Source organism: Massilia sp. Root418 (assembly GCF_001425265.1).
Lineage (GTDB): Bacteria > Pseudomonadota > Gammaproteobacteria > Burkholderiales > Burkholderiaceae_D > Rugamonas.
Map to the genome: position 1 here is coordinate 761,226 of NZ_LMEC01000001.1, position 24,240 is coordinate 785,465.

Consider the following 24,240-nt stretch of genomic DNA (forward strand, 5'->3'; position numbering starts at 1 on the left):
GCGCCTGCGTTCCCCGCACCGAAGCGAGGCCTTTCCGCACCGCGCTGAAGCGCGGACGCCGGAAACAGTGCGTTATGCCGCTTGCGTCCTGCCGGGATGCACGTTCCGTGCCAGGGCCCGCCCGCTAGTCCGCCTGGAAGCTGCGTCCGGTAGCTGCCCAGTAGATGCCGCCGTACAGGTGGTGCAGGAAGACCGGATCGCCATACGTCGCCGGCAGGTGGCCGAGCGCGGTATAGAACGAGCGCCCCTGGTCGTAGTTCTGATACCAGCTGACCGGGTGGAAAGCGCCCATGCCCTTGCTGCGGCGCTCGCCCGACGAAGCCTCCGGCTTGTAGGTGCTTTCGTCAACCGTCAGCAGGTAGTTGAGCTGCCCGGTGAGCGCCGGGCCGAACTCGTACCACTCTTCGGTGGCGAGCGAGCGCCTGGCGAAGCGCTCCATGCCGGGGAAATTGCGGTCCTCCACCTTCAGCACGGCAGTCTGCACGGCCGGGTGCATCTGGAACATCCGGCCAACCAGCCTGGTGTACCAAGGCCAGCCGTGCTCGGTGTCCGAAGCGCTGTGCACGCCCACGTAGCCGCCACCCGCCTGGATATAGCGCTCGAAGGCGGCCTGCTGTTTGTCGTCCAGCACGTCGCCCGTGGTCAGCAGGAAGATGACTGCCTGGTACTTGGGCAGTTCCTTGTCGTTGAAGACGCGGTTTGCGTCCTCGGTCCAGAACACCTTGAAGTCGTGCAGCTTGCCCAGGTTCTGGACCGCAGCGACGCCGGCGGGGATGGCATCGTGATGCCAGCCGGCGGTCTTGGAAAACACCAGCACATTGAATTGTTCGGCGTGGGCGCAGGTGGCGGCCATGCAGCTGGCCAGGAGGATGGCGAAGAGACGCTTCATCGGCAGGGAATGGAAGGTTGGGAATTCCCCAACGTAACGGAGGACCGCCGCTTTGTCAACGTTACAGCCACCGCCTCAAGCGCCGAAATACGGCCGCGCCAGAAGCGTGACCGTGCCGAAGAGATAGGTAACGAACAGGCCGATAGCCCAGCGGTTCATCAAATCGATCCGGCCGTTCAACCTATCGATCTTGTCGCCAAGCCGCTCGATTTTGTCGTCGAGCCGGTCTATCCTGGCATCGACACGCCGAATTTCCTCACGAAATTCGGTCCTCAGCTCGGCTCGCATTGTTTCAAGCGCCGTCTGCTGAGCCGCCGCCAGTTGCTGCATTTCCGCACGCAGCCTTTTCTCGACATCATGGATAAGTGCGGTCAGGGTTTTAAACCCCTCGTCCATGTGCTCCTGAAGCAATCTGACAGTATTGGCGAGATTCTCCACAGTGACCTCCAGCCGAGTGATGCGCACCTCGTGATCATGGTGGTCGGAAGCCGTTGGCCTGTCAAGCGGCGCTGGTGAGTTCATGTTCCGCTCCTGTCGTGTCAATCCCGTCAGGATTCCATTCCAGGCCAGCGTCTTTGCGCGCGCACAAAGACGCTTCAGGTGCCAGGCGCCTACTTCCCTTTGTAAATGCCCGCTTCCAGGATGACGTCGCCCTGCTTGAGGAAGTAGGTGGACTTCTTCTCGATCTGGCCGTTGGTCGGGTTGTTGTAGCGGTAGTCCACCCAGCCTTTGCCTTTTGCCTTGGCCTGCTCGATGATCTCCTTGCGGAACAGCTTGCCGTCCGCGTCGGGCAGCACCACCATGTTCTTGCCGACCAGCTTGGGGTTGGTCGGATGCGCCAGCTGGGTGCCGTCCAGCGCCCGGACTGTAAGGTAAGTGGTATCGTTGACGAACTCGGGGTTCTTATCGTTGACTTCCTTGATCAGCGCATCCTTGCCGTGCTTTTGCGCGTAGGCGGCGCCCTTGTCCACCATCGCCACGGCTGCGGCGGCAGAGTCGGCTGCTAGCACAGGAACGGCGGACAAGGCGGTTGTTGCGAACAGCACCGACATGATTGTGTTTTTCATGATGTCATGGTCTCCATAGTGTGGCGTGACCGCTGCGATGGCGGCAGTCCACTATAGCAGCGCCGGGCCGTTGAATGGTGGCAAGCATGCTACGTAATTTCCGCAGTGCGCGCACACTAGTGGCAAGCCCCGCCAACCATTGAAAGGAGCCATCATGACTTTTCCCACCAATGGACGCTCGTCATCGGTCTGGATGGACGACGCGTCCGAACTCAATTTTCCGCCCCTGCCCGGCGACCTGGACACCGAGGTGTGCATTATCGGCGCGGGCATAGCCGGCCTGACCACGGCCTACCTGCTGATGAAGGAAGGCAAGCGCGTCACCGTGATCGACGCGCTGGGCGTGGCCGCCGGCGAAACCGGCCGCACTACGGCGCACTTCTTCCCGCCCGACGAATGGTACGCGGGCCTTGAACACAAGTTCGGCACCGACAAGGCCCGGCTGGTGGCTGGCGCCTACGCGTCGGCCACCCAGCTGGTCGAGGACATCGTCGCGTGGGAAGCGATACCTTGTTCCTTCGAGCGCCTGGACGGCTATCTGTACAACCTCCCGGGCAGCGCCACAGACCTGTCCGAAGAATTCCTGGCCGCCAAGCGGGCCGGCGTGCACGTCGACTTCTGCGACCGCGTGCCCGGCCTGAGCTTCGACACCGGGCCGTGCGTGCGCTATCGGAACCAGGCCCAGTTCCACCCGGTGCAATACCTGGTCGGCCTGGCCGATTGCCTGGTCCGCAACGGCGTCGCCATCTACGGCCAGACGCCAGCGTCGCAAGTGACCCAGACCAGCCAGGGCGAGTGCGTGAGCACCGCGCACGGGCAGATCCGGGCGGAAACCGTCGTGGTGGCCACCAATACGCCGTTCAACAACCGCGTGGTGATGCACACCAAGCAGGCCGGCTACCGCACCTACGTGATCGGGGTGCTGGTCCCCAAAGGCAGCGTGCCGCGCATCCTGCTGTGGGACACCGGCGACCCTTACTACTACGTCCGCCTGCAGCCGCTATGGCACCACCCCAACCATGAGCTGCTGATCGTGGGCGGCCTGGACCACAAGGTGGGCCAGGACGTCCACCCCGAGCACCGCTTCCAGGAACTGGAGCAATGGACGCGCGGCCATTTCCCCATGGCGCAATCGGTGGAGTACCAGTGGTCCGGCGAGGTGATGGAACCGGCCGACGGCCTGGCCTACCTGGGCCGCAACCCGCTCGACAGCGACAGCGTCTACGTCATCACCGGCGATTCCGGCAACGGCATGACGCACACCACCATTGGCGCCATGATCATCCGCGACCAGCTGATGAAGCGCCCGAACCCGTGGATCACGCTGTTCGACCCGGCCCGCAAAGCCACCCACGGACTGGGCGAATTCGCCAGGGAACAGGCCAACACCCTGTCGCAGTACACGGACTGGGTAAAGGGCGGCGAGGCCGAATCGGCCGCCGAGATCGCGCCGGGGCAAGGCGCCATCGTGCGCGACGGTACGTCCAAGCTGGCGGTGTACCGCGATGACGGCGGCGGCCTGCACGCCGTCTCGGCCGCGTGCACCCACCTGGGTTGCCAGGTGCACTGGAATTCCGTGGAGCGCTCATGGGATTGCCCCTGCCACGGCTCCCGCTTCGGCACGGACGGCGCGGTGCTGCACGGACCGGCGCACACCCCGCTGGCGGCGGCCGAGCTGCCTGCAGCCCAGGAAGAGCCAGGCAGGGCCGCCGGCCAGCCAAGGCCGGCATCGCCGCGCCATTGAGCGGCCTTCCGCATGCGCCGGGTCCGGCCGTACCTTGCCGGCCCCCGCAGGCTGCGTCACGCCCCCGGCGCGGCCTTGAGGAACGCCAGCCGTTCATCGGTCAACGACGGCGTGATCTCCAGAATCTCGGCGCCGGCCACGCCTTCCGCCACGAACGGGTCCAGCGCCACCCGCTCCCGCAGCGCCGTGAGCGACGTGTTGTGCGCGATGATGGCCCCGCCGGCACTGGGCTGCAGGCTGCCCGCCAGCAGGAATACCCCATCCGCCAAGCCCTTGCCGAGCCAGGCCTTGTGCCCGTCCATGTGCTGGGGTGCCAGATGCTTGTTGTGTGAAAAGCGCAGTGTTATGACAAACAATTGTTGACTCCTTTTAGCCAGTCGCGCAGGGTGGCGACTTCATTGCGAACAAACGCTTCATCACGGAATGCATTGGCCAGCGTGGCAACGCCCTGGCTGCGGGCCAGCACGTGCATGGCCAGGCCATCGGCATCCTTGCCATGTCCGAGCAGTTCAAACTGCCCGCGCAACCACGCCCGGAAAAGTGACAACACCCGGGATGCGTCTTCCCGCGCCGGGTGACTCAACTTGGCCAGCTCCGTGCAGAGCGTACCGGCCGGACAGCCGAAATCCATGATCTTGGCCTGGTTCACCAACAGGATGTGGATGAAACAGAGGATGCGCTCCTCCGGGCCAGCGCCGTCCAGCTCCCAGCGCGCCAGCATCTGCCGCGTCGCGTCCATGCGCGCGCAGATCACCGCGTCGAGAATCTGGTCCTTCGATTTGAAGTGATGGTAAAAGTTGCCGCGCGACAGACCCACCGCGTCCGCGATATGCGCGAACGACGTCTCTTCAAACCCCTGTTGATAAAACAGCCGGTCGCTTGCTTCGATAATGCGATCGCGTGTCGATTTGTCGCTCATTGCCCTTGCCCATCGGTTAGGACGGCAGTCCTAGTCCGCATATTAGGACAACTGTCCCAGCCATGTCAACAACGCGGCCTGCCGCTGCGGACCTGGTGAAACGCTCATCCGATTGATTGAATCAAGGCTCAACCAAGAATTATTGAGGAGTAATCTTACGTGCTCGTCTTAAGCAATAGGGGGCGCATGAATGAGCGAGCTTACGCATAGCGATGTAGTTGACTGGTTGACAATAAACTTTCTGCCCCACGAAGCCGAATTGCGCAGGATGCTGCGCCGCGTCTGCAGCGGGCCGGCCGAAATTGACGACGTGGTGCAGGAAACCTGCTACCGCATCCTTTCCATGCCCAGCCTGGACCACGTGCGCGACCCCAAGCCTTTCGTGTTCCGGGCCGCGAAGAACATCGTCCTCGACCGCATCAAGCGCGACTCGGTGGTGCAGATCGAAACCATCGCCAACCTCGACGAACTCGATATCGCCGACACGGCGCCGTCGCCCGAGCGCGTGGTGTTTGCGCGCTCGGAGCTCAAATGGGTGATCGGGCTGGTGGCCAATATGCCGGACCGCTGCAAGAACGTGTTCCGGGCGCGCAGGATACACGGCCTGTCGCAGCAGGAGACGGCGGAAACGCTGGGCCTGAGCGACGGCGTGGTGGAACACGAAATGATGAAGGGGATGCGCCTGATGTCCGACATGATCGCCAGGCACGGCGTGACCCAGGAAAACGGGGATGCCGGATACATCGCAAAAAAACGCGCAGTCAAGAGAAACAATGTCCAAGATTGACGACCAGGCCTTCGAATGGGTGGCGCGCAACATGGCGCGCGGCCTGGGCGGTGCCGGCCGCGCCGCGTTCGACGCGTGGTACGCGGCCGACACGCGGCACCAGGGCGCGTATGCGCGCGCCATGGCGATCTACAACGCGATCAATCTCGCCACCGTGCCCCAGCCGCCGGAAACCGCCGCCATGGCGCCGGCGCAACGGCCGGCAGGCTCGCGGCGGCGCGCGTTCATGCATGGCGCGCTTGCGGCCTGCCTCGCCGCCACGGTGGGCGCGCTGGCCTTCTCCACGCTGCATGAAGACCAGGTGCTGGCCACGGCCAAAGGCGAGTTCCGCAAAGTGCCGCTGCAGGACAAGTCGGTCGCCACCATCAACAGCGGCAGCCGGATGGCGGTGGAATTCACCAGCAAGCAGCGCAAAATCGATTTGCAGCAGGGCGAAGCCTGGTTTGAAGTGGCCAAGGACAAAACCAAACCCTTCATCGTGCAGGCCGGCGATGCGCGCGTGCGCGCCGTGGGCACCGCCTTCGCCGTGCGCCGCTTTGAAGGCGGCACGGAAGTGCTGGTCACGGAGGGCACGGTCGAAGTCTGGAGCGAAGGCAGCGCGCAACGGCGCCAGCTGGCGGCCGGAGAACGCGCCTTCCTGGCGCGCCGGGCGAACGCCATTTCCGTGAGCCGCCAGCCGGCGGAAGTGAACCGCAAACTGGCATGGAGAGAGGGTAATTTGATCCTGAAGAACCAAACCTTGAGCGACGCCGTCGCCGATTTCAACCGCTACAGCCCCAAGACCATCGTCATCACCGACGCTGCCCTGGGCAGCAAGCGCCTGTTCGGCCAGTACAAGCTCGATGCGCCCGAGCTGTTCGCCAAGGACGTGAGCACGGTGCTGGCCGTGCCGGTCACCATCACCGCAGACACCATCTTCATCGGCCGCGCCGATGACAGCGCCTTGTGAACCCGGTCCGATCATATCGCTGACTGTTTAGCTTTTCCAGGCAGGCAGCGCGAGGAAATGCCTGCGCCGGCAGTCTTTATTCATAACGGGGCAGCATAGTTCCGCCAATCAGATAGAGGAGATGTGCATGTTATCCATGCACCAATGCGCTCACGCGGCCGGGGTTGTACTGGCCGTGAGCATGGCAGCCCATGCGGGCACGTCCACTGCGCAGGAATCGGCACGGCCGTTCAATATACCGGCCGGCGTGGCCACGGATTCCATCCCGGAATTCGCGCGCCAGGCCGGCATCAATATATTGACCTCGGCCGATATTCTCGCGGGCGTGAACACCAATGCGCTGGCAGGCGCGTATGGCATTTCCGAAGCAGTCGACAGGCTGCTGATGTGCACTGATCTGGTCGGCAGGGTTGGGACAAGCGGCACCGTGGTGATCTTAAGGCGTACGCCTATGTCATCTGGAAACCTAACCAGCGACTCGAAAGCATCGGATCAGACCATGACGAAAAATACTCCTCCCAGCCAGCGCAAGGCCACCTGCGCCGCCGTGTCGGCAGCCGTACTGATGATGGGCGCACCGCTGCCCGACGCGCAGGCGCAGGCTGCGGCGCAAGGCAGCGCGCCCGCACCGGCAGCCCCCGCCGCCGACCCGGTGAAGCAGGTGCTGGTGGTGGGCACCCGCGCCTCGCAGCAGTCCAGCATTGAACGCAAGAAGAACGCCGCCACCGCCATCGATTCCATCGTGGCAGAAGACGTGGGCTCTCTGCCGGACCGTAACATCGGCGAGGCCATCTCGCGCATGGCCGGCATTGCGCTCGACCGGGGCGAGTTCGGCGAAGGCGTCAGCGTGGCCGTGCGCGGCAACGGCCCGGAACTGACGCGCGTGGAACTGGACGGGCAAGGCGTGCAGTCGGCCGGCGGCGCCGACATGAACGGCGGCGGCGACGGCCGCGCCATCGAGTTCCGCCAGCTTTCCTCCGACCTGATCAAGAGCGTGGACGTGGTAAAGGGCTCCACCGCCGACATGACCGAAGGCTCGCTGGGCGGCGGCATCATCATCAAGACGCGCACCGGCCTGGATTTCAAGAAGCCCTTCGCCTCCCTGCGCATCGGCGGCACGCAGCACTCGCTGAACAAGAAGTGGGAACCGGATGCCAACCTGATCCTGTCCAACAAATACCTGGACGGCCGGCTCGGCCTGCTGCTCAACGCTTCCACCACCACCCTGCTCAACGAAGGCCATTCGGCCCAGGCGGCCGGCAACGGCAACCAGGGCTACTTCCGGCTGGCCGACTTCGACAACTCGCCCGAGAAAACCTTCACCTTCCAGCCCGGGACCGTGAACACGGCCGACATGGCCGCCGTCAATCCCCTGCTGCAGTCGCCGCTGGCCGGGGGCGGCTTCTTCAACTCCGGCAGCCCGATCGACATCGTCACCCGCTCCGCCGCCGCCAAGACCAAGGCCGACTGCGCCACCGCCTTCCCCGCCCTGAGCGCCGCCCAGCTGAACGCGATATCGTCTACCGCCCGCACCGCCGCCCAGAACCAGCGCGCCAACGAGCTCACCACCTGCCTGAACCAGTGGAACGACTACACCCCGTCCGGGCCGCGTTACCTGGTCAAGCGCGAGATCGACCGCCGCAAGAACCTGGACCTGCGTGCCGACTTCAAGGTGAACGACGAGCTCACCGTGTACGCCAAGGGCAGCTACAACAAGCGCCACAACGACATCAACCAGCTGGCCTACAGCCTGGGCAACCTGGCCGTGACCAACGGCGTACCGAACACCGTGCCCGGTTCGGTCACCGTCGATGCGGCCCACCACCTGACGCAATACACCTTCCAGAACGGCGCCGCCCGGACCGACCAGCTGCACGACATCGGCCTCACCACCGCGAAATACCTGCAGCTGGGCGGCACCTTCAAGCGCGGCGGCTTGCTGGCCGAGTTCTTCGTCGGCGACGCCGGCTCCGACTTCCAGCGCGGCGCCAAGCGGCTCTCCTTCATCGACTACTACGGCTCCGCCACCGCCAGCAGGCTCTCGAATGGCCTGTGGGGCTACACCTTCCCGGAAATCGATCCGATCCGCGAGCAAAGCTTCGACCGCTTCGCCAAGCTGTATCCGAACGGCGCCAGCGCGGCGGTCAAGCCCGGTCCCTACAATGCCATCGCGGTGCCGGCCTACACGGCGGCGCAGCAGCAGGCGGTGACCTCGTCGCCGAACGTCACGTGGGAGCCGCAGATCCGCGAGAGCAGCGAACGCACCGCCAAGCTCGACCTGACCTACTCCACGCCGGACTCGGTGCCCTTCTTCACCCGCATCAAGTCCGGCTTCAACCTGCGCGACACCGGCAGCAACAGCTGGACCATCAACAACGGCGGCTACATCCTGCGCGATCCGGTGGGCACCTTCGGCCAGCCGGGCTACCAGGCGCCGCTGGTGCTGCCCTCGCCCACCTTGCGCAGCACCCTGTATGGCTGCCAGGACACGCCCGGCTCGCTGGCACCCGGCGGCAACAAGTGCCAGTACGGCCTGGTCATGAAGGACAACACGCGCCAGGCCTTCGACAGCTCGGCCATCATGACCATGCCGCAGTTCCTGGACCTGCTGCAGCAGACCATGGTACTCAAGGCCACGCCCACCCAGTTCTTCCACGGCGCCAAGGACCGCCCGGAGGGCCTGATCGACAACTGGACCCAGATCGACGTGGAAAAGGTGTTCGCCCTGACCGGCATCCCGAACGCGAATTTCGATTGCGTGAAGCGCTGCAAGGCCAGCGACGGCAAGGTCTACGACCAGCCCTACGCCCAGCTCAAGGAACGCACCTCCGCCTTCTACCTGATGGGCGATTTCAGCCTGGACCGCGTGCCCTTCACCAACCGCGCCCTGCCCTTCGGCGTGGAACTGGACGGCAACGTCGGCGTGCGCTACGTGCGCACCCGGGTCGAAGGCACCGGCATGATGACATTCGTCGCCATCACCAAGACCGACAGCTACGATCCCTTCAACCCGGACGCGCCAGGCGGCACGGTCACCACGCGCGTGTCGCAAGCCACCCAGACCGAAGCCACCGCCAACGATATCCTGCCCAGCCTGAACCTGGCCATGTGGCTGCTGCCGGACCAGCTGGTGGCGCGCTACAGCGCCGCCAAGACCGTGGCCCGGCCACCGGTTTCCCGCCTGCTGCCCTCGGGCACCTGCACCTTCGACGAGCGCCGCGAGGATGAGAACGAAGTGTTCCAGCGCTGCTCCGGCACCATCGGCAATCCGCTGCTGAAAGCGCAGCAGAACGTGAACCAGAACTTCGCGCTCGAATACTATCCCAACCGCGACACCATGTTCAGCGTGGCTGCGTTCCGGCAGCGCGGCAAGGTGGGCCCGGCGATCTCGCAGGGCGTTTCGCAGGTGCCGCTGTTCGCCGGCACCAATATGGTCGATCCGGCCACCGGCATTCCGTTGTCCGATGTGCTGTTCGATTATTCCACCTGGATGAACGGCACCGCAACCAGCCGAACCGGCCTGGAACTGAGCACCAAGACGGCGTTCACCTTCCTGCCCTCGCTGCTGCGCTACACCGGCTTTGACGGCAACTACAGCAAGCAGCGCTCCAAGGCGAGCAATGAATACATCGTGGACCTGCTGACCGGCACCCCGCTGCCGCCGGCGCGCGAATCGAAGTACACCTACAACTGGGCCATCTGGTACGACGACGGCAAGCTGGCGGCGCGCGTGGCGGTGCAAGCGGTGGCATCGTACTTCAACTGCATCGCCTCCTGCAACGCGGCGGGCGTGAACAACTATCCCAACGCGGCACCGGTGCGGGTGGGCTTCCCCTACAACCCGGGCTCGCCCAATTTCAAGGACGCCACCCGCTTCGTGGACGCCAAGCTGTCCTACAAATGGCGGCCCAACATCGAGTTCTTCATCGAAGGCCGCAACCTGACCAACGCCACCACGTCCAACAGCCAGGGCCAGTTCTCGCCCTTCGCGGACGGCACGCCCAACCTGCTCGACCTGAACTACTCCGGCCGCCGCATCATGGTCGGCGCCAGCTTCCGCACCATGTGAGCCAGCAAAATATGAACCACGCCATCCATCCCCACCGCCGCTCCTTCCTGCGCCGCGCCGGCGCGCTGTCGGCCGCCGCCGCCGCCGCATCCGCGCCGCCTTTCGCCCGGGCGCAGGGCGGAACCGATCCCTGGCAGCGCGCGCGGGACATCGCGGCCCGCTGCACCAGGCCGATGAACTTCCGAAAGGAAGACTTCCCCATCACCACCTACGGCGCGCAGTCCAGCCGCCTGGTGGAGGCGCTCTCGACCTGGCGCAAGGAACAGTGGACCGTGCAGACGCCCGCGCCGGGTTCGCCCGACTGCTACCCGGCCATCGCGGCGGCCATCACAGCCTGCCACCAGGCCGGCGGCGGGCGGGTGCTGATCCCGGCCGGCAGCTGGTACTGCAAAGGCCCCATCGTGCTGCGCTCCAACGTGCACGTGCACCTCGCCTCCGGCGCCCAGGTCTACTTCAGCGCCAACCCGGGCGACTACGCAAAATACGGCGACATCGATTGCGGCGAGCGCGGCAAGCTGGTGGTCTCGCGCTGGCAAGGCAACGACGTGCTGAACTATTCGCCGCTGGTGTACGCGTACAACCAGACCAACATCGCCCTCACCGGCGCGGACTGGACCAGCGTACTTAATGGCCAGGCCGGCGTGCCGTTCGAGTCCGGCGACGGCTCATGGTGGGGCTGGGTGGACCGCAGGGGCGACCAGGTGAACGCCGCCACCGTCAATCCGCTCAACCTGCCGCTAGACGCGGTCGCGCCGGACCTCAGCCCCGCGCAGCGCAAGCTGATACAGGGCGAGCACCCGCGCTGGAACGGCGACACGCGCTACCTGCCGGCGCTATCCGAAGCCGGGGTGCCGCTGGCGCGGCGCGTGTTCGGCATCGGCCATCACCTGCGGCCCTGCCTGGTGGAGTTCATCGGCTGCAGCGGCGTGGTGCTGGAGGGCTACCAGGCGGTCGCCTCGCCGTTCTGGCTGCACCATCCCGTCAACTGCCGCAACGTCCGCTTCAGCAAGGTGAACATGGAAAGCGTGGGGCCCAACAACGACGGTTTCGATCCGGAATCGTGCGACACGGTGCTGGTGGACGGCTGCACTTTCAACACCGGCGACGACTGCATCGCCATCAAGTCCGGCAAGAACCGCGACACGCAGTTCGGCCCGACCCGCAACGTGGTGATCCAGAACTGCATCATGAACAGCGGCCATGGCGGCGTGACACTGGGCAGCGAAATGGCGGGCGGGATCGAGCACGTCTACGCGCAGAAGATCGAATTCCGCAACGCGCACTGGGCCAGCGATCCGCTCGGCACCGCCATACGGCTCAAGACAAATATGAACCGGGGCGGCTACCTGCGCCACCTGTACGTGCGCGACGTGGTGCTGCCCAACGGTGTGGACGCGCGCGACCGCAGCGGCAAGCAGGACCCGGCCAATCCGCTCAAGGGGCAGGCCACCGGGGGCGGCGCCATCGTCACAATAGACTGCAACTACGCCGCGGGGGACGACGCCGTGCGTACCCGGCCGCCCAGCGTATCGGACGTGCACATCTCGAACCTGCGCGCCGGCGCCGTGCGGATGCCCGATGGCGACTATTCCTGCTACCAGGCGGTGGTGATACTCGGCCCGGTAGCGGCCAGCTTCAACGGCCCGGCCGGCACGCCCATCCTGCCGGTGACGAACGTGTCTTTCACCGACTGCGACTTTGGCAAGGTGCGCAACGCCGGCCAGCCGGTGTTCCTGCACAATGCCCGCAATGTCGTGCTGAGAAATGTGACGATCAATGGCAGGACCGTCACCGAAACGCTGTCAAAGTGACGGCAGTATCCCTTCCACCCTGACTTTCCAGCCGTTTTTCGGGAAGCCGGGGGCGGCGCCGCCCTGCCCGTCCCAGCCGCACGCCATCAGGGCGACTGCCAGCAGCAGGCCACCGTTTGAGGGGAAATAGGTTTCCGCCGCGCGCTGGTAGCCGGGGCCGTCCGGCCCCTCAGGCGACGCATGCGCGGGCGCCGGCACGGCTGCGGACCCGGATGCCGATCCCGGCGCAGCGGAAGTGTTTGAGCTTGCCCCGGCGCCGGTCGCCGCCGGCACGAAAGCGGCGGCGTGCGCGTCCAGGTGTACGCGCGGCGTCATGCCGCTGCTGCCGTACTTGTTATTCTTCGCGTCGAAGAACAGCCAATTCACCGCTTCCTCCGGCGCGTCCAGGCGCGTGGCCGTCATGGCCATCATCGGATAATCCCAACCCCAGGTCTGGCGCAAATCCCAGTCGCGCTTCATGCGGTCGAAAGTCTTGCGCATGACCGCCCTGTCCACGCCGCGCCCGGGCAGCCAGCCCAGCGCCATCAGGAAGGACATATGGTCGCGGTTCTGGCAGTGTTCGTCCAGCGCGTTCGACCTGCACGTGCCTGCCGCCTTGTCCCAGAAGCCTGGCTCGGAGCGCACCGGGAGGTAGAGGCCATCCTTCTGCGGCAGGTCCGGCCACTTCGCCAGCACCGCGTCCCAGTCCGCACGGCGGCCCTGGCCGGCGCGCTCGCGCCAGGCCTGCGCCGTCTCGATGCCCCAGCGGAAATAAGCCAGCTCGAATGCCGGGTCGAACGTCTCCATCGGTGGGAAGTTCTCCTGAACCGGGATGATGGGCGGGCCCAGGCGGTACTTGCCGCTTTGCTCATCCAGGTGCGCATACGACGCCAGCAAGGCCGCGCTTTCCTCCACCAGGCCGCCGTATTCCTTCAGCACGCGGGCGCGGCCATCGGCCCCGCCGGCGCGGTACAGCAGTTCGCTCATATAGATCGGGTGCGGCTGCTGCCACATGATGAAGGGCGACACCTTGGACGGGCTGTCCGCGCCGTCGGGGCCCACCATCTTCGGCCACCATGCCCCTTCCAGGCCCTGCTCCGCCGCGCGCGCTTTCGCCCTGGGCAGGAAGCCGACATACCAGCCCAAACTCCGCTCCAGCAGCTTGGGCCGCCCCCACAGGGCGAAATGCGCGGCGTGCCAGGGGTGCATCTCCAGGTGCGACTTGCCGTTCCAGCTGTTCGAAAACAGGCCTTCCTCCTGCGGCGGGAAGCTGCCGGCAGCGTTCACCGCCATCAGGTATTGCGACAGGATGACGCGGCGCTCCAGTTCCTGCGCGCGCGGGTCCGTGGAGCCCGAAAAGTCGACCATGCCGCCGTTGAGCCAGTAGCCCATCCAGCTCCTGCGCGCCGCGAGCGTTGCCGCCCTGGGGCTGGGCAGCGCCGCGCCGGGCCCGGGCGAGAACTGCACCATCACGGTCAGCGTACGGTCTTTGCTCCCGGCGCGATAGCCATGCGCGTCCAGCGGCGCGATGTCCGCGCCCGGCGCGGCAATCGCCGCGTGGCAGGTGGCGCCGTCGATGCGCCGCAGCAGCCGCACATCGCCGGTCTTGCGCGAGACTTCCGTGGTGCTGTGCGCGCCGGGGTTGCCCCAGTCCGACGGATCGGGGTTGAGCGTCCTTGCCACGCCGGGGAAGCGCACGGCAACGCCGAGCCGCCCTTGCGCCACCAGCGCGGACGTCACCTCGGTCATGATGGTGTCCTGCCCCGGCAGCACGCGGGTGATAACGGTGACCGCTTCGCCGTCGAACACAAAGCGGCTGGTCAGCGTGCCGGTCCACAGGTCCAGCGTCTGCTGCGTGTCCCGGATATCGGCAAAGCGCGCCGGCGAGCCGTCGCCGGCGCGCAGGTCCAGCGACACGCGGCCCAGCGAGTAGCGGTGCGGATTCTCGCGTATCCATGCCACCGCCGGATTCTTCGCGGCGTCCGCCCAGTCCTTGATATAGCCATAGCGCCGCGTGTGGCCGCGCACCGCGATATCGACCTGCGTGTCGCGCACCGTGTAGCCCTCCGGGTTCGGAAAGCTGTGCCAGGCCCACTGCGCCTCGGTCAGCAGCGGGGCGATTTTGCTGTATGGCTCGGTGAAGGTCTGCAGGCCGGTAATGTCCGCCGTGAAGCCGATGCTGCCGTTGCCCAGCATGAGCGGCGCGGACGGGTCGGGCCGCGTCAGCACCGGATTGTGGCGGCCCACCAGCGCCCGGCGGTCGATGCGGGTGCCGGCAGTTGGGCCCGGAGCAGCGCCCGCAGCCAGACCGGCCGCCGGCAATGCCATCGACACGCCCGCCGCCGCAGCGGTAAGCATCAGGCGGCGGCGGGAAAACAGAATCGGACGCATCACGGCAAGCCTTCCTTCTCAACGGATCAGAGCTGGCCATTCAACCATAGCGGGCAGCACAAAGTGAAGATTTATACGCCCAACCCGCCCAATTAATCATGTTCTTGCGTGTTTGCGCTTTTGCTTGAGGAAGCTTCGTCTTCGCTAGTCTTAATAGTAACGGGGCAGCACGCGCCCGGCAAAACAAGACGAGGGAGACAGTATGAGATTGAGCAGCAGCACGGCCGTCATGACCGCCATCTGCATGGCGTTCGCCGCGCCGGCCTTCAGCGCGGTCATCGGCGCCAACACACCGGCCCCCGAAGTGAGCGCTGCGCGGCTGGGCGAGCTGCCCGCCGCGCAGCGCGCGGCCTGGGCCGACTACATCGCCCGCTCGCAGAAGCAGGAGCGGCTGGACCGCGATACCCTGGCCGCCGAGCTCCAGCCCGGCGAGACCGCGCCACCGCCCCCGGTGGCGGGCAGCGGCAAGATGCCGCTGAATAAGGACGCCGCCTGGTACGGCTCGGCCGAAGCGCGCGCCATCGCCGCCACCATCGTCAGCTTCCAGACCCCGTCCGGCGGCTGGAGCAAGAACCAGGACCGCACCAAGCCGCCGCGCCTGCGTGGGCAGCGCTATGCCAACGACGCCGAAACCATGCAGCTCAACACCGGCAGCTTCGACGCCCCGCGCGACCGCTTCTGGACCTTCGTGGGCACCCTGGACAACGGCGCCACCACCACGGAGATGCGCTTCCTGGGCCGCGTACAGGCGCAACTGCCCGGCAAGGACGGCGATATCTACCGCGCCAGCATCGCCAAGGCCATCAACTACCTGCTGATGGCGCAGTATCCCAACGGCGGCTGGCCGCAGAACTATCCGCTGGAAGGCGGCTTCCATGACGGCATTACCTTCAACGACAACGCGGTGGCCGAAGCGGCCATGATCCTGGAAGACATCGCCGAGGGCCACGCGGACTTTGCCTTCGTACCGGCGGAGCTGCGCCGCCAGGCCGGCGCCGCCAGCGCCCGCGCCATCAAGCCTATTCTGGACGCGCAGGTGGTTGTGGACGGCAAGAAGACCATCTGGCCGCAGCAGGTGGACGCCATCACCCTGCAGCCCATCTCGGCGCGCAACTATGAGATGCGCTCGCTGGCCAGCGCGGAGAGCAGCGAAGTGCTGCTGTTCCTGATGCGACAGCCGAACCCATCGCCGGAGATCAAGGCCGCCATCGAGGCTGGCATCGGCTGGCTGAAGGCGCACGCCATCTACGGCAAGGCCTTCACCAAGGTGAGCGACGAGGAAGGCCGCAAGCTGGTCGACAAGCCGGGCGCAGGCCCGATCTGGTCGCGCAACTACGACATCCAGACCGCCAAGCCCATCTTCGGCGACTGGGACAAATCGATCCAGGATGATGTCAACAACATCTCCAAGGGCCGCCGCAACGGCTACTCCTGGTACAACTCGGCGCCGCAAAAGGCCATCGACACGTACGCCGGGATGGTCAGCAAGGCAGGCGCCACAGCAACCGTAGCCACCGTCGCCACCGGAGCCACCGGCGGCACCGCCTCTGCCCTTGCGGACATCGCCATCGCTGCGCCGCACGCCGTGGGCAGCGTCATCGTCCATGCGGAAGATTTCGGCGCCAGGGGCGACGGCGCGACCAACGACACGGCCGCGCTGCAAAAAGCCATCGACGCCACGGCCGCGCGCAAGGCCACGCTGGTGCTCAAGCCCGGCACCTACCTCACCGGCTCACTGTTCCTGAAGTCCGGCATGGCGCTGCGCCTGGACAAAGGCGTCACGCTGGCAGGCGCGCAGGACATCAAAGCCTATCCCGTCATGCCCACGCGCATAGCCGGCATCGAGCTGTCCTGGCCCTCTGCGCTGCTCAACGTCTACGAGCAGAGCGACATCCGGATCTTCGGCCAAGGCGCCATAGACGGCAACGGCAAGGTGTTCTGGGACCGCTTCCAGTCCATCCGGCACGACTACGAAGCGCGCGGCCTGCGCTGGGCCGCGGACTACGATGCCCAGCGTCCTCGCCTGATCCAGATCTACAATTCCAGCCGCATCGAGCTTGGCAACGGCCCGCAGGGCGCGCCCCTGCAACTGATGCGCTCCGGCTTCTGGACCGTGCAGGTGGTGTACTCGCACGACGTGAAAGTGTCCGGCATCACGGTGCGCAACAACGTGGACGGCAAAGGCCCTTCGACCGACGGCGTGGACATCGACTCCTCGCACACGGTCCTGGTGGAGAACGCCGACATCGACGCCAACGACGACGCCTTGTGCCTGAAGGCGGGGCGCGACGCGGACGGCCTGCGCGTGAACCGCCCCACCGAGAACGTCGTCATCCGCAACTCCACCGTGCGCGCAGCCTACGCGGGCGTGACCTTCGGCTCCGAAACCTCGGGCGGCATCCGCAACGTGCGCGTGCACGGCCTGAAGGTGGTGGGTCCGGTGCGCTACGGCATCCTGTTCAAATCCGCCGCCACGCGCGGCGGCGGCGCCTCCAGCATCGACATCCGCGACATCGACGTGCAGCAGGCCGAGACCGGCATCCGCATCAACCTGAACTGGTTCCCGGCCTACAGCTACGCGAAAATCCCCGACAACGTAAAGAACGCTCCGGACTACTGGAAAACCCTGACGGCCCAGGTGCCGCGCGACAAAGGCCTGCCGCAGGTGCGCGACATCCGCATCAGCCGCGTCACCGCCAGGGGCTTGAAGACGGCGCTGGAGTTGGAAGGCTACCCGGACGCGCCGCTCAACGATATCCGCATCGAGGACGTGGACCTGGAAGCCGAAGCCGTGGGTGCGATCCGCCATGCGCGCAACGTGCAGTTCACGCGCAGCCGCATCGCCGCCAGCAACGGCGCCGCCGCCACCATGGAAAACGCCCAGTCCATCGCCGGCCTGCCCTGATCCCGCTTTCCTCACACACTCAGCATAGACAACCATGACCTCGCGCCACACTCCCTCCGCCTTGAGAAAAAGCGCACTGGCGGCCGCCATCGTCGGCCTGCTGGCCTCGCCCCTGGCCAGCCGCGCCGCCGATCCCGTGGCCGGCATCGAAGCGGGCTGGCTTACGCCGCCGCCACGGCCGGACCTCCGTTTCGCGCCCGACCAGCTGCCCGCCCGCGCGGCCGTGCTGCCGGTGCTCGACTACGTGGCCGCCTCGCAGATCGCCGACATGAGCCGGCATCCGATCCAGCTCTCCACCGGCTCCAACCTGGCCGAGATCTCTTCCAACTGGGTGGCCGCCACCTTCTACGTTGGCGCGGCGCGCCTGGCGCGCGTGTCCGGCAACCGCAACACGCTGCGCTTTCTCACCGCCACCGCAGAGCACTACAACTACGCCATGCGCGGCGCGCGCGCCGACCGCCTGCTGCTCAACGCCGACGAACTGGCCATCGGCGACCTGTACCAGGAGCTGTACGCCCGCCGTGGCCAGCAAGGTGTGATCATGCCGCTGCAGCAGCGGCTCGACTTCATGCTGCCCCACCTCAACCGCCCGCGTGAAACCCCCGCCCTGATCTGGTGGTGGTGCGACGCCCTGTTCATGGCGCCGCCCGTGCTGGCGCGCCAGTCCGCGCTGACGGGCGATCCCGGATACGTGCAAGCCATGGACAAGGAATGGCGCCGCACCGCCGCGCGGCTGTGGGTGGAACAGGACCGCCTGTTCCTGCGCGATGAGCGCTTCAAGGATGCGGACCACAGGGGCGCGGCCGGCAAGGCCATCTACTGGGCGCGCGGCAACGGCTGGGTGATGGGCGGCCTGGCGCGCACGCTGGAAGCCATGCCCGCCGATTTCGCGGGACGGGATTTCTACACCGGCATCTTCAAAAAAATGGCCAGCCGCGTCGCGGAACTGCAGCAGGCGGACGGCCTGTGGCGCAGCGACCTGAACGACCCGCAGGGTTTTCCGGAAGCGGAAACCTCCGGTTCGGCCTTCTTCGTCTACGCACTGGCCTGGGGCATCAACCACGGCCTGCTGGACCGCCAGGTGTACCAGCCGGCCGTCACAAAAGGCTGGGCCGCCCTCAACCGCCACGTGCTGCCCAATGGCTTGATCGGCGCCGCGCAAAAGACCGGCGACCGTCCCGTGCCGACCGCCGCGGACGACGTCGGGCCTTACGCCACCGGTGCCTATCTGCTGGCCGGGCTGGAGGTGATCGGCCTGCACGGACCCGCGCAAGCCCTGCCCGAACCCGCGCTCCCGCGCGACGACGAGGCCACCATCCTCGCCACCACGCCGCAGCCCGTCGCGCCTAAAACCGTGGTGGGCGAAGCGGAAAAGGCCCGCCGCGAACAGGAAATGCGCGCCACCCGCGCCCTCTCCTACGACCCGGCCACGCTGCATACAAATTCAAGGAAGTCCCAATGACTCAGGCAAGCCGCCGTACCGTATTGAAGGGCGTCCTCGGCGCCGCCTCGCTGCTGCCGATGCTGACGCCGCGCGCCGGCGCGCAGGCAGCCCACGCTGCGCAGCCCGCCCAGGCAGCGCAGCCGCAGCCGCAGCCGCTGCCGCCCCATGCCCCCATCCCCAAATCCTGGACCGACCCGAAAACCGGCCGCCGCATCATCCGCGTATCCGAGGAAGACGCATCCGGCGTGCTGTACTTCTACCGCCACGCCTACACGCCCGAAGGCGACGTGATGGTCATCAAGTCCCCCTCCGGCATCGCCGCCGTGCGCCTGAAGGACTGGCAGTCCTCGCTGCTCATCAAGGGCAAGGAGAACGAGCTCCTGTTCATGCTGCGCACCACGCGCGAAGCCGTCTATTCGGTCACCGAGCCTGGCGAAGGCGAAGCCGCCCAGCGCCCCAAGACCATCTACGCGATCCACGTGGACACGAAGAAGGTGCGCAAGCTGGCGCGCATCCAAGCCGGCGGCATCAACGGCGCCAATGCCGACGACACCCTGCTGCTCGGCACCGTCTCCTACGGGGCCAAGCCGCTCCAGCCCAAGGACGCCGCCAGCGTGCAGCAATTCGGCCAGGCCGAATACGCCGCCCTCGGCCCGGACGGCAAGCCGCTCAACTTCGCCAAGGCCAAGGGCGTGCGCATGCTGGAACGCTGGGCAGCGCGCGTGCCGGCCGAGCTGTTCACCATCGACATCAGGACCGGCGCGCGCACGGTGCTGTACAAGACCGAAGACTGGATTGGCCACGCGCAGTTTTCGCCCACCGATCCGCAGCTGATCCGCTTCTGCATGGAAGGCCCGTGGCACCGCGTGGACCGCATCAAGCTGATCAAGGCCGACGGCTCCGGCCTGCGCAGCGCCCACACCCGCACCATGAACATGGAAATCTGGGGTCACGAATTCTTCAGCCACGACGGCAAATGGCTGTGGTACGACCTGCAAACCCCGCGCGGCCAGGTGTTCTGGGTAGCGGGCCTGGAGCTGGCCACCGGCAAGCGCGTGTGGAAACGCGTGGAGCAGAACGACTGGGGCGTGCACTTCAACATCGCCCCGGACAACCGGACCTTCGCCAGCGACGGCGGCGACGCCGACATGGTAGCCCACGCGCCGGACGGCAAGTGGATCTCGCTGCTGCGGGCGGACACCATCGCCGACGCCGACCTGGCGTCCTACGACGAAAAGCTCATCACCACCGAAAAATTCACATCGACGCGGCTGGTCGATATGTCCGCGCACGACTACCGCCTGGAGCCCAACCTGCGCTTCACGCCGGACGGCAAATGGCTGGTGTTCGCGTCGAACATGCATGGCGCGAACCACGTCTATGCCGTGGAAGCCGGCGTCTGAATCGCAAGTAAAAAAGTTTAAACAAGAGGAGACAAGATGGACCAAGCAATATACCCGAGGACCGCCATTCCCCACACCCGCCTGCGCCACATCGCGCTGGGCGTGGTCGCCCTGGTGGGAGCGGTGCAAGTGCAAGCACAAACACAGGCCCAAACCCAGCGCGAGAACACAGGCGCCGCACCCGCCGCTGCGGAAAACACCGTGGTCGTCACAGGCTTCCGCGAAAGCCTGAACAATGCGCTCAACATCAAGAAGAACTCGGACGGCATCATCGACGTGATCAAGGCCGAGGACATCTCCAAATTCCCGGACGCCAACCTGGCCGAATCCATGCAGCGCGTGCCCGGCGTGTCCGTGGCCCAGGGCGACGGCGGCGAAGGCAAGCAGATCACCGTGCGCGGCCTGAACGCCGGCTTCACGCGCGTGCGCATCAACGGCATCGAGGGCACCACCGCCACCGGCGCGTCCGACATCAACGGCAGCACCAACCGCGGCCGCGCCTTCGACTTCAGCGTCTTCGCGGCGGAGCTGTTCAACAGCCTGGCCGTGCGCAAGACCTCCGAAGCGGGCGTGGAAGAAGGTTCGCTGGGCGCCACCGTGGACCTGCGCACCGCGCGCCCCTTCGACTTCAAGGTCGAAACCGCCAGCATCGGCGGCCAGGGCCTGTACAACACCGTCTCGAAGAAGACCCAGCCCCGCCTCACCGCCCTGTACTCGAACCGCTGGGAGACCCCTATCGGCAAGGTGGGCGCCCTGGTGGCCCTGGCCTACGCCAAGCGCAGCGCCATCGAGGAAGGCTACGAAGCGGTGGACATCGTGGCAGGCTCCGTCAACGGCGGCTTCTGCTCGCCCATCGGCGCGGCCGCGCAATACCCGCTCAGCAACCCGGCCAAGGGCATCGATGCGCAGAACTGCGGCGTCGGCGTGCCGCGCTCGGGCAACCTGGCCGTGTACAACGACATCATGAACCGCAAGGACGATTTCGGCGGCACCGTGGCCAGCCCGCCCGGCAGCTCGGGCGCCTTCCACCCACGCATTCCGCGCTACCGCCGCTCGCAGACCGAATACGACCGCACCGGCCTGACCGGCACCTTGCAATGGCGCCCGGACCGCGCCACCGAACTGAATCTGGACCTGATGGGCGGCCGCTATAGCAACAAGCGCTACGACAACTATATCCAGGCCATCTCCTTCGGCCGCGACATGACGGAAAACGGCAAGGGCCAGACCTCCATCGTGGATGCGAAATTCGACGACAAGGGCAGCTGGACCTACGGCAAATTCAACGGCGTGGACATCCGCAGCGAAGGCCTGGTGGACGAATACACCACGCTGTTCAAGCAGGGCGTGCTGTCGGCCAAGCGCGACGTGACGGACAAGCTCACCGTGGACCTGATGCTGGGCGTGTCCGACTCCCGCCTGAGCAACCCGCACCGCGCCACGGTGCAGATCGATGCCCCCAACGTGAACGGCTTCACCTGGGACTTCTCCAAAGGCGGCGTGCCGGCCCTGGGCTTCGGCATGGACATCACGAACCCGAACAACTTCTCCTTCGGCCCGCAGGAAGCGAACGGCACGGTGCACGGCAACTTCGTCGGCCGCTACCTGCGCACCTCCAACCGGCTCAAGACCAACTCCCTCAACGCCAGCTACGAGCTGACCGACAACCTCACCATCCGCACCGGCCTGTCCGCGCGCCGGAACAGCTGGTTCAACTACGAAGTCGCCTCCGGCGGCATTCCGACCCAGGGCCTGCCGGCCGGCGTGTCGCTGGCCAGCCTCACGCGCCAGCTCTCCGGCTTCGGCAGCGGCCTGGGAAGCGGCGTGCCCTCGTCGTGGGCGGCGGTGGACATGGACAAGTTCCAGTCCGTCTACAACACCGAGTGCCACTGCTCGGCCGTGCCGCTGTCCGAATATGTGCTGGCCAACCAGGTGAAGCGCCAGGTGGACGAGAAAATCGATGCGCTCTACCTGTCGGGCGACTTCAAGGTCAACGCCTGGGGCCTGCCGCTGCGCGGCAACCTGGGCGTGCGCGCCGCCGACACCTCCACCACCGCCATGCAGCTGATCAAGGACCCCGCCGGCCAGCTGGTGCCGCGCGTGGTGGAGCACAGCTACCGCGACTGGCTGCCGGCCTTTAACATCACGGCCACGCTGCCGAAAGACCTGCTGGTGCGCTTCTCGGCCGGCAAGACCCTGTCGCGCGCCGAATATGTAGACCTGGCGCCTTCAGCCTCGATCAACCTCACCGGCCAGTCGGTCTCGATCGGCAACCCCTCCCTCGATCCGATCCGCGCCAACACCTTCGACCTGCAGGCCGAGTGGTACTACGCGAAGAATGCGATGATTTCGGTGGGCGCCTTCCACAAGAACATCAAGACCTTCATCCAGCGCACCAATGAGCTGATGACGTATGCGGAGACCGGCCTGTCCAATTCCTACCTCACGGCCACGGGCTGCTCCATCACCGGCGGCCAGCCGGCCTGCCAGATCCAGCCCAATACGCAGGTCAGCGTGAGCCAGATGGTCAACACCAAGGGCGGCCCGCTGGACGGCCTGGAAGTGAACTGGCAGGTGCCGTTCACCTTCCTGCCCGGCGCCTGGAGCAATTTCGGCGCGCTGGCCAACTACACCAAGGTCAAATCGAAGATCACCTACATCACCCGGGTGGACAATCCGCGCACGCCGGCCAACGAGCAGCTGACCGAGGAAGCCAACTTCATCGGTCTGTCGCCGAACGCCTACAACCTGACGGTGTACTACGAGGACAAGAAGTTCAGCGCGCGCGTGTCGGCCACGCACCGCTCCAGCTTCATCCGCGACGTGCTGCGCAACGCCAACGGCAGCGACCATTCCTTCGCCGATCCGTCCACCAAGGTGGGGCTGTCGATGTCGTACAACGTCACGCCGCAGCTGCGCGTGTCGTTCGAGGCGCAGAACCTGACCGACGAGCCGCTGCGCTACGGCAAGGACACCGAGCGCGACGACACGCTGCTGTACGGTAAATCGGGCCGTTCCTACGTGCTGGGAGCGAACTACAAGTTCTGACGCGCGCCGTCAGCCGCAGCTATCCTTCCCTCCGCGCCGGGCCTGTCCCGGCGTTCTTGGACGCGGGCCATTGCCCGCGTCTTTTTTTACGCCTTCCTGGACAGGTCACGCACTTTCTTGTTCTTCGCGCCGAACACCGGGTCCCACGCCGTCAGGCCCAGGCTCATCGCCAGCGCGTACACGGTATCGACATCATCTTCGCTCCATTCGCCGCCGCCGCGCTTGACGATGTGCTTGTGCTGCGGAGGGAGCGTCTGGTCGCGGTGGGTGCCGATGTGGCGCGGGTCGGCTTGCGTCAGCTCGTAGGAACCGGCGAATTCCGCGTAGATGGCAGTGGCCAGCTTCTGGATCCCGCCGCTGGCGCCGCCCACCGTCATATTCGTTTCCAGGGACAGCACGCGGCCGCCCATCACCGTCATCGACTGCAGCTTGGCCGACTGCTTGCCATCGTCAATCTGCTTGTGGTTCACGGAACTGCGGGGGTTCCACAGCATGGTCACATCGGGCTTGGCCATGGGCTCGGCCGTCAGCTGCTGGAGGATGCCGTTGTTCAGGTGCGGCCCGCGGCGCGTATTTCGGCTCCCTGCTCGGCACGCTCAACCACCTGCTGGTGGCCGCACATGTTGAGGTCCACCCACCACAGGGTGCGTTTCTTGTCGCCCTCGATGTCGAGCTCCTCCACGCCTTCCACCACCGTGGTCTGGATGGTGTTGTACTGCTGATTGGCCAGTTTGATGTAGGCCTCTTTCCCCTCGATGACGTAGGAGATGCTGTTGTCGGCCATGATTGCCAGCAGCTGTTCTTTGTTCTTGTTCACGCGTCGTGCTCCGGTATT

Annotated in this window: 17 protein-coding genes; 9 read left to right on the plus strand and 8 right to left on the minus strand. The window is 66.0% G+C overall.

Annotated elements, in window-relative coordinates; genetic code table 11:
• Positions 1–124 precede the first annotated feature (124 nt).
• The 3 genes from ASC94_RS03085 to ASC94_RS03095 all read right to left on the minus strand — a co-directional run bounded on the left by ASC94_RS03085 (position 125) and on the right by ASC94_RS03095 (position 1,956).
• Positions 125–889 carry a ThuA domain-containing protein gene (locus ASC94_RS03085; protein ID WP_056390566.1) on the minus strand — a complete coding sequence of 255 codons (765 nt, stop codon included), beginning with the start codon at positions 887–889 and terminating at the stop codon, positions 125–127.
• Positions 890–964: 75 nt separating this feature from the next.
• Entirely contained in the window at positions 965–1,411 is a 447-nt protein-coding gene (locus ASC94_RS03090) for a hypothetical protein (RefSeq protein WP_056390569.1), read from the minus strand.
• 89 nt (positions 1,412–1,500) lie between these two features.
• Positions 1,501–1,956 carry a cache domain-containing protein gene (locus ASC94_RS03095; RefSeq protein ID WP_056390570.1) on the minus strand — a complete coding sequence of 152 codons (456 nt, stop codon included), beginning with the start codon at positions 1,954–1,956 and terminating at the stop codon, positions 1,501–1,503.
• 154 nt (positions 1,957–2,110) lie between these two features.
• Between ASC94_RS03095 and ASC94_RS03100 the strand changes: the two genes are divergently transcribed.
• Positions 2,111–3,700, plus strand: a complete 1,590-nt coding sequence (locus ASC94_RS03100) for an FAD-dependent oxidoreductase (RefSeq protein ID WP_082616091.1) — start codon at positions 2,111–2,113, stop codon at positions 3,698–3,700.
• 56 nt (positions 3,701–3,756) lie between these two features.
• Here ASC94_RS03100 and ASC94_RS03105 read toward each other — a convergent pair whose 3' ends face one another.
• Positions 3,757–4,056, minus strand: coding sequence for a YciI family protein (locus ASC94_RS03105; RefSeq protein WP_056390573.1), 300 nt, complete (start codon positions 4,054–4,056; stop codon positions 3,757–3,759).
• A complete protein-coding gene (locus ASC94_RS03110; protein WP_056390576.1) occupies positions 4,044–4,619 on the minus strand; it encodes a TetR/AcrR family transcriptional regulator in 576 nt (191 codons plus the stop codon). The genes ASC94_RS03105 and ASC94_RS03110 overlap by 13 nt, the downstream gene beginning before the upstream one ends.
• 190 nt (positions 4,620–4,809) lie before the next feature.
• On the opposite strand from ASC94_RS03110, the gene ASC94_RS03115 reads away from it, so the two are divergent.
• The 4 genes from ASC94_RS03115 to ASC94_RS03130 all read left to right on the plus strand — a co-directional run bounded on the left by ASC94_RS03115 (position 4,810) and on the right by ASC94_RS03130 (position 12,235).
• Entirely contained in the window at positions 4,810–5,406 is a 597-nt protein-coding gene (locus ASC94_RS03115) for an RNA polymerase sigma factor (RefSeq protein ID WP_082616093.1), read from the plus strand.
• Complete coding sequence (locus ASC94_RS03120) at positions 5,393–6,355, plus strand: FecR domain-containing protein (RefSeq protein ID WP_056390579.1); 963 nt, start codon at positions 5,393–5,395, stop codon at positions 6,353–6,355. Before ASC94_RS03115 ends, ASC94_RS03120 begins: the two co-directional genes overlap by 14 nt.
• Before the next feature lie 499 nt (positions 6,356–6,854).
• On the plus strand, positions 6,855–10,424 hold the full coding sequence (locus ASC94_RS03125) for a TonB-dependent receptor (RefSeq protein WP_082616229.1): 3,570 nt from the start codon (positions 6,855–6,857) through the stop codon (positions 10,422–10,424).
• A gap of 11 nt (positions 10,425–10,435) precedes the next feature.
• Positions 10,436–12,235, plus strand: a complete 1,800-nt coding sequence (locus tag ASC94_RS03130) for a glycoside hydrolase family 28 protein (protein ID WP_056390584.1) — start codon at positions 10,436–10,438, stop codon at positions 12,233–12,235.
• Here ASC94_RS03130 and ASC94_RS03135 read toward each other — a convergent pair.
• The gene (locus ASC94_RS03135) at positions 12,227–14,608 is read right to left on the minus strand and encodes a hypothetical protein (protein ID WP_200955528.1); all 2,382 of its coding nucleotides are present in this window, start codon (positions 14,606–14,608) and stop codon (positions 12,227–12,229) included. The two genes, ASC94_RS03130 and ASC94_RS03135, sit on opposite strands and share 9 nt — an antisense overlap.
• Positions 14,609–14,807: 199 nt before the next feature.
• On the opposite strand from ASC94_RS03135, the gene pelA reads away from it, so the two are divergent.
• From pelA to ASC94_RS03160, 4 genes are read left to right on the plus strand one after another with little or no spacing between them, the layout of a single operon-like run.
• Entirely contained in the window at positions 14,808–17,510 is a 2,703-nt protein-coding gene (gene pelA / locus ASC94_RS33070) for a pectate lyase (RefSeq protein ID WP_082616095.1), read from the plus strand.
• A 34-nt stretch (positions 17,511–17,544) separates the two neighbouring features.
• A complete protein-coding gene (locus tag ASC94_RS03150) occupies positions 17,545–18,972 on the plus strand; it encodes a glycoside hydrolase family 105 protein (protein ID WP_082616097.1) in 1,428 nt (475 codons plus the stop codon).
• Positions 18,969–20,357 (plus strand): oligogalacturonate lyase family protein, encoded by a 1,389-nt coding sequence (locus ASC94_RS03155; protein WP_082616099.1) that lies wholly within the window; start codon positions 18,969–18,971, stop codon positions 20,355–20,357. The genes ASC94_RS03150 and ASC94_RS03155 overlap by 4 nt, the downstream gene beginning before the upstream one ends.
• A gap of 36 nt (positions 20,358–20,393) precedes the next feature.
• On the plus strand, positions 20,394–23,405 hold the full coding sequence (locus tag ASC94_RS03160; protein ID WP_056390587.1) for a TonB-dependent receptor: 3,012 nt from the start codon (positions 20,394–20,396) through the stop codon (positions 23,403–23,405).
• 86 nt (positions 23,406–23,491) lie between these two features.
• Here the strand turns inward: ASC94_RS03160 and ASC94_RS03165 are convergent, their stop codons facing one another.
• Positions 23,492–23,920 carry a hypothetical protein gene (locus ASC94_RS03165; RefSeq protein ID WP_056390590.1) on the minus strand — a complete coding sequence of 143 codons (429 nt, stop codon included), beginning with the start codon at positions 23,918–23,920 and terminating at the stop codon, positions 23,492–23,494.
• Between the two features lie 35 nt (positions 23,921–23,955).
• Entirely contained in the window at positions 23,956–24,222 is a 267-nt protein-coding gene (locus ASC94_RS03170; protein ID WP_056390594.1) for a hypothetical protein, read from the minus strand.
• Positions 24,223–24,240 lie beyond the last annotated feature (18 nt).

Excerpts from the sequence above, each read along its gene's own strand:
- ASC94_RS03110 (WP_056390576.1), bottom strand. The coding sequence starts at position 4,619 with ATGAGCGACAAATCGACACGCGATCGCATTATCGAAGCAAGCGACCGG.
- ASC94_RS03090 (WP_056390569.1), bottom strand. The coding sequence starts at position 1,411 with ATGAACTCACCAGCGCCGCTTGACAGGCCAACGGCTTCCGACCACCAT.
- ASC94_RS03130 (WP_056390584.1), top strand. The coding sequence starts at position 10,436 with ATGAACCACGCCATCCATCCCCACCGCCGCTCCTTCCTGCGCCGCGCC.
- ASC94_RS03125 (WP_082616229.1), top strand. The coding sequence starts at position 6,855 with ATGACGAAAAATACTCCTCCCAGCCAGCGCAAGGCCACCTGCGCCGCC.
- ASC94_RS03120 (WP_056390579.1), top strand. The coding sequence starts at position 5,393 with ATGTCCAAGATTGACGACCAGGCCTTCGAATGGGTGGCGCGCAACATG.
- ASC94_RS03150 (WP_082616097.1), top strand. The coding sequence starts at position 17,545 with ATGACCTCGCGCCACACTCCCTCCGCCTTGAGAAAAAGCGCACTGGCG.
- ASC94_RS03085 (WP_056390566.1), bottom strand. The coding sequence starts at position 889 with ATGAAGCGTCTCTTCGCCATCCTCCTGGCCAGCTGCATGGCCGCCACC.
- ASC94_RS03160 (WP_056390587.1), top strand. The coding sequence starts at position 20,394 with ATGGACCAAGCAATATACCCGAGGACCGCCATTCCCCACACCCGCCTG.
- pelA (WP_082616095.1), top strand. The coding sequence starts at position 14,808 with ATGAGATTGAGCAGCAGCACGGCCGTCATGACCGCCATCTGCATGGCG.
- ASC94_RS03095 (WP_056390570.1), bottom strand. The coding sequence starts at position 1,956 with ATGAAAAACACAATCATGTCGGTGCTGTTCGCAACAACCGCCTTGTCC.
- ASC94_RS03165 (WP_056390590.1), bottom strand. The coding sequence starts at position 23,920 with ATGGCCAAGCCCGATGTGACCATGCTGTGGAACCCCCGCAGTTCCGTG.
- ASC94_RS03155 (WP_082616099.1), top strand. The coding sequence starts at position 18,969 with ATGACTCAGGCAAGCCGCCGTACCGTATTGAAGGGCGTCCTCGGCGCC.
- ASC94_RS03100 (WP_082616091.1), top strand. The coding sequence starts at position 2,111 with ATGACTTTTCCCACCAATGGACGCTCGTCATCGGTCTGGATGGACGAC.
- ASC94_RS03115 (WP_082616093.1), top strand. The coding sequence starts at position 4,810 with ATGAGCGAGCTTACGCATAGCGATGTAGTTGACTGGTTGACAATAAAC.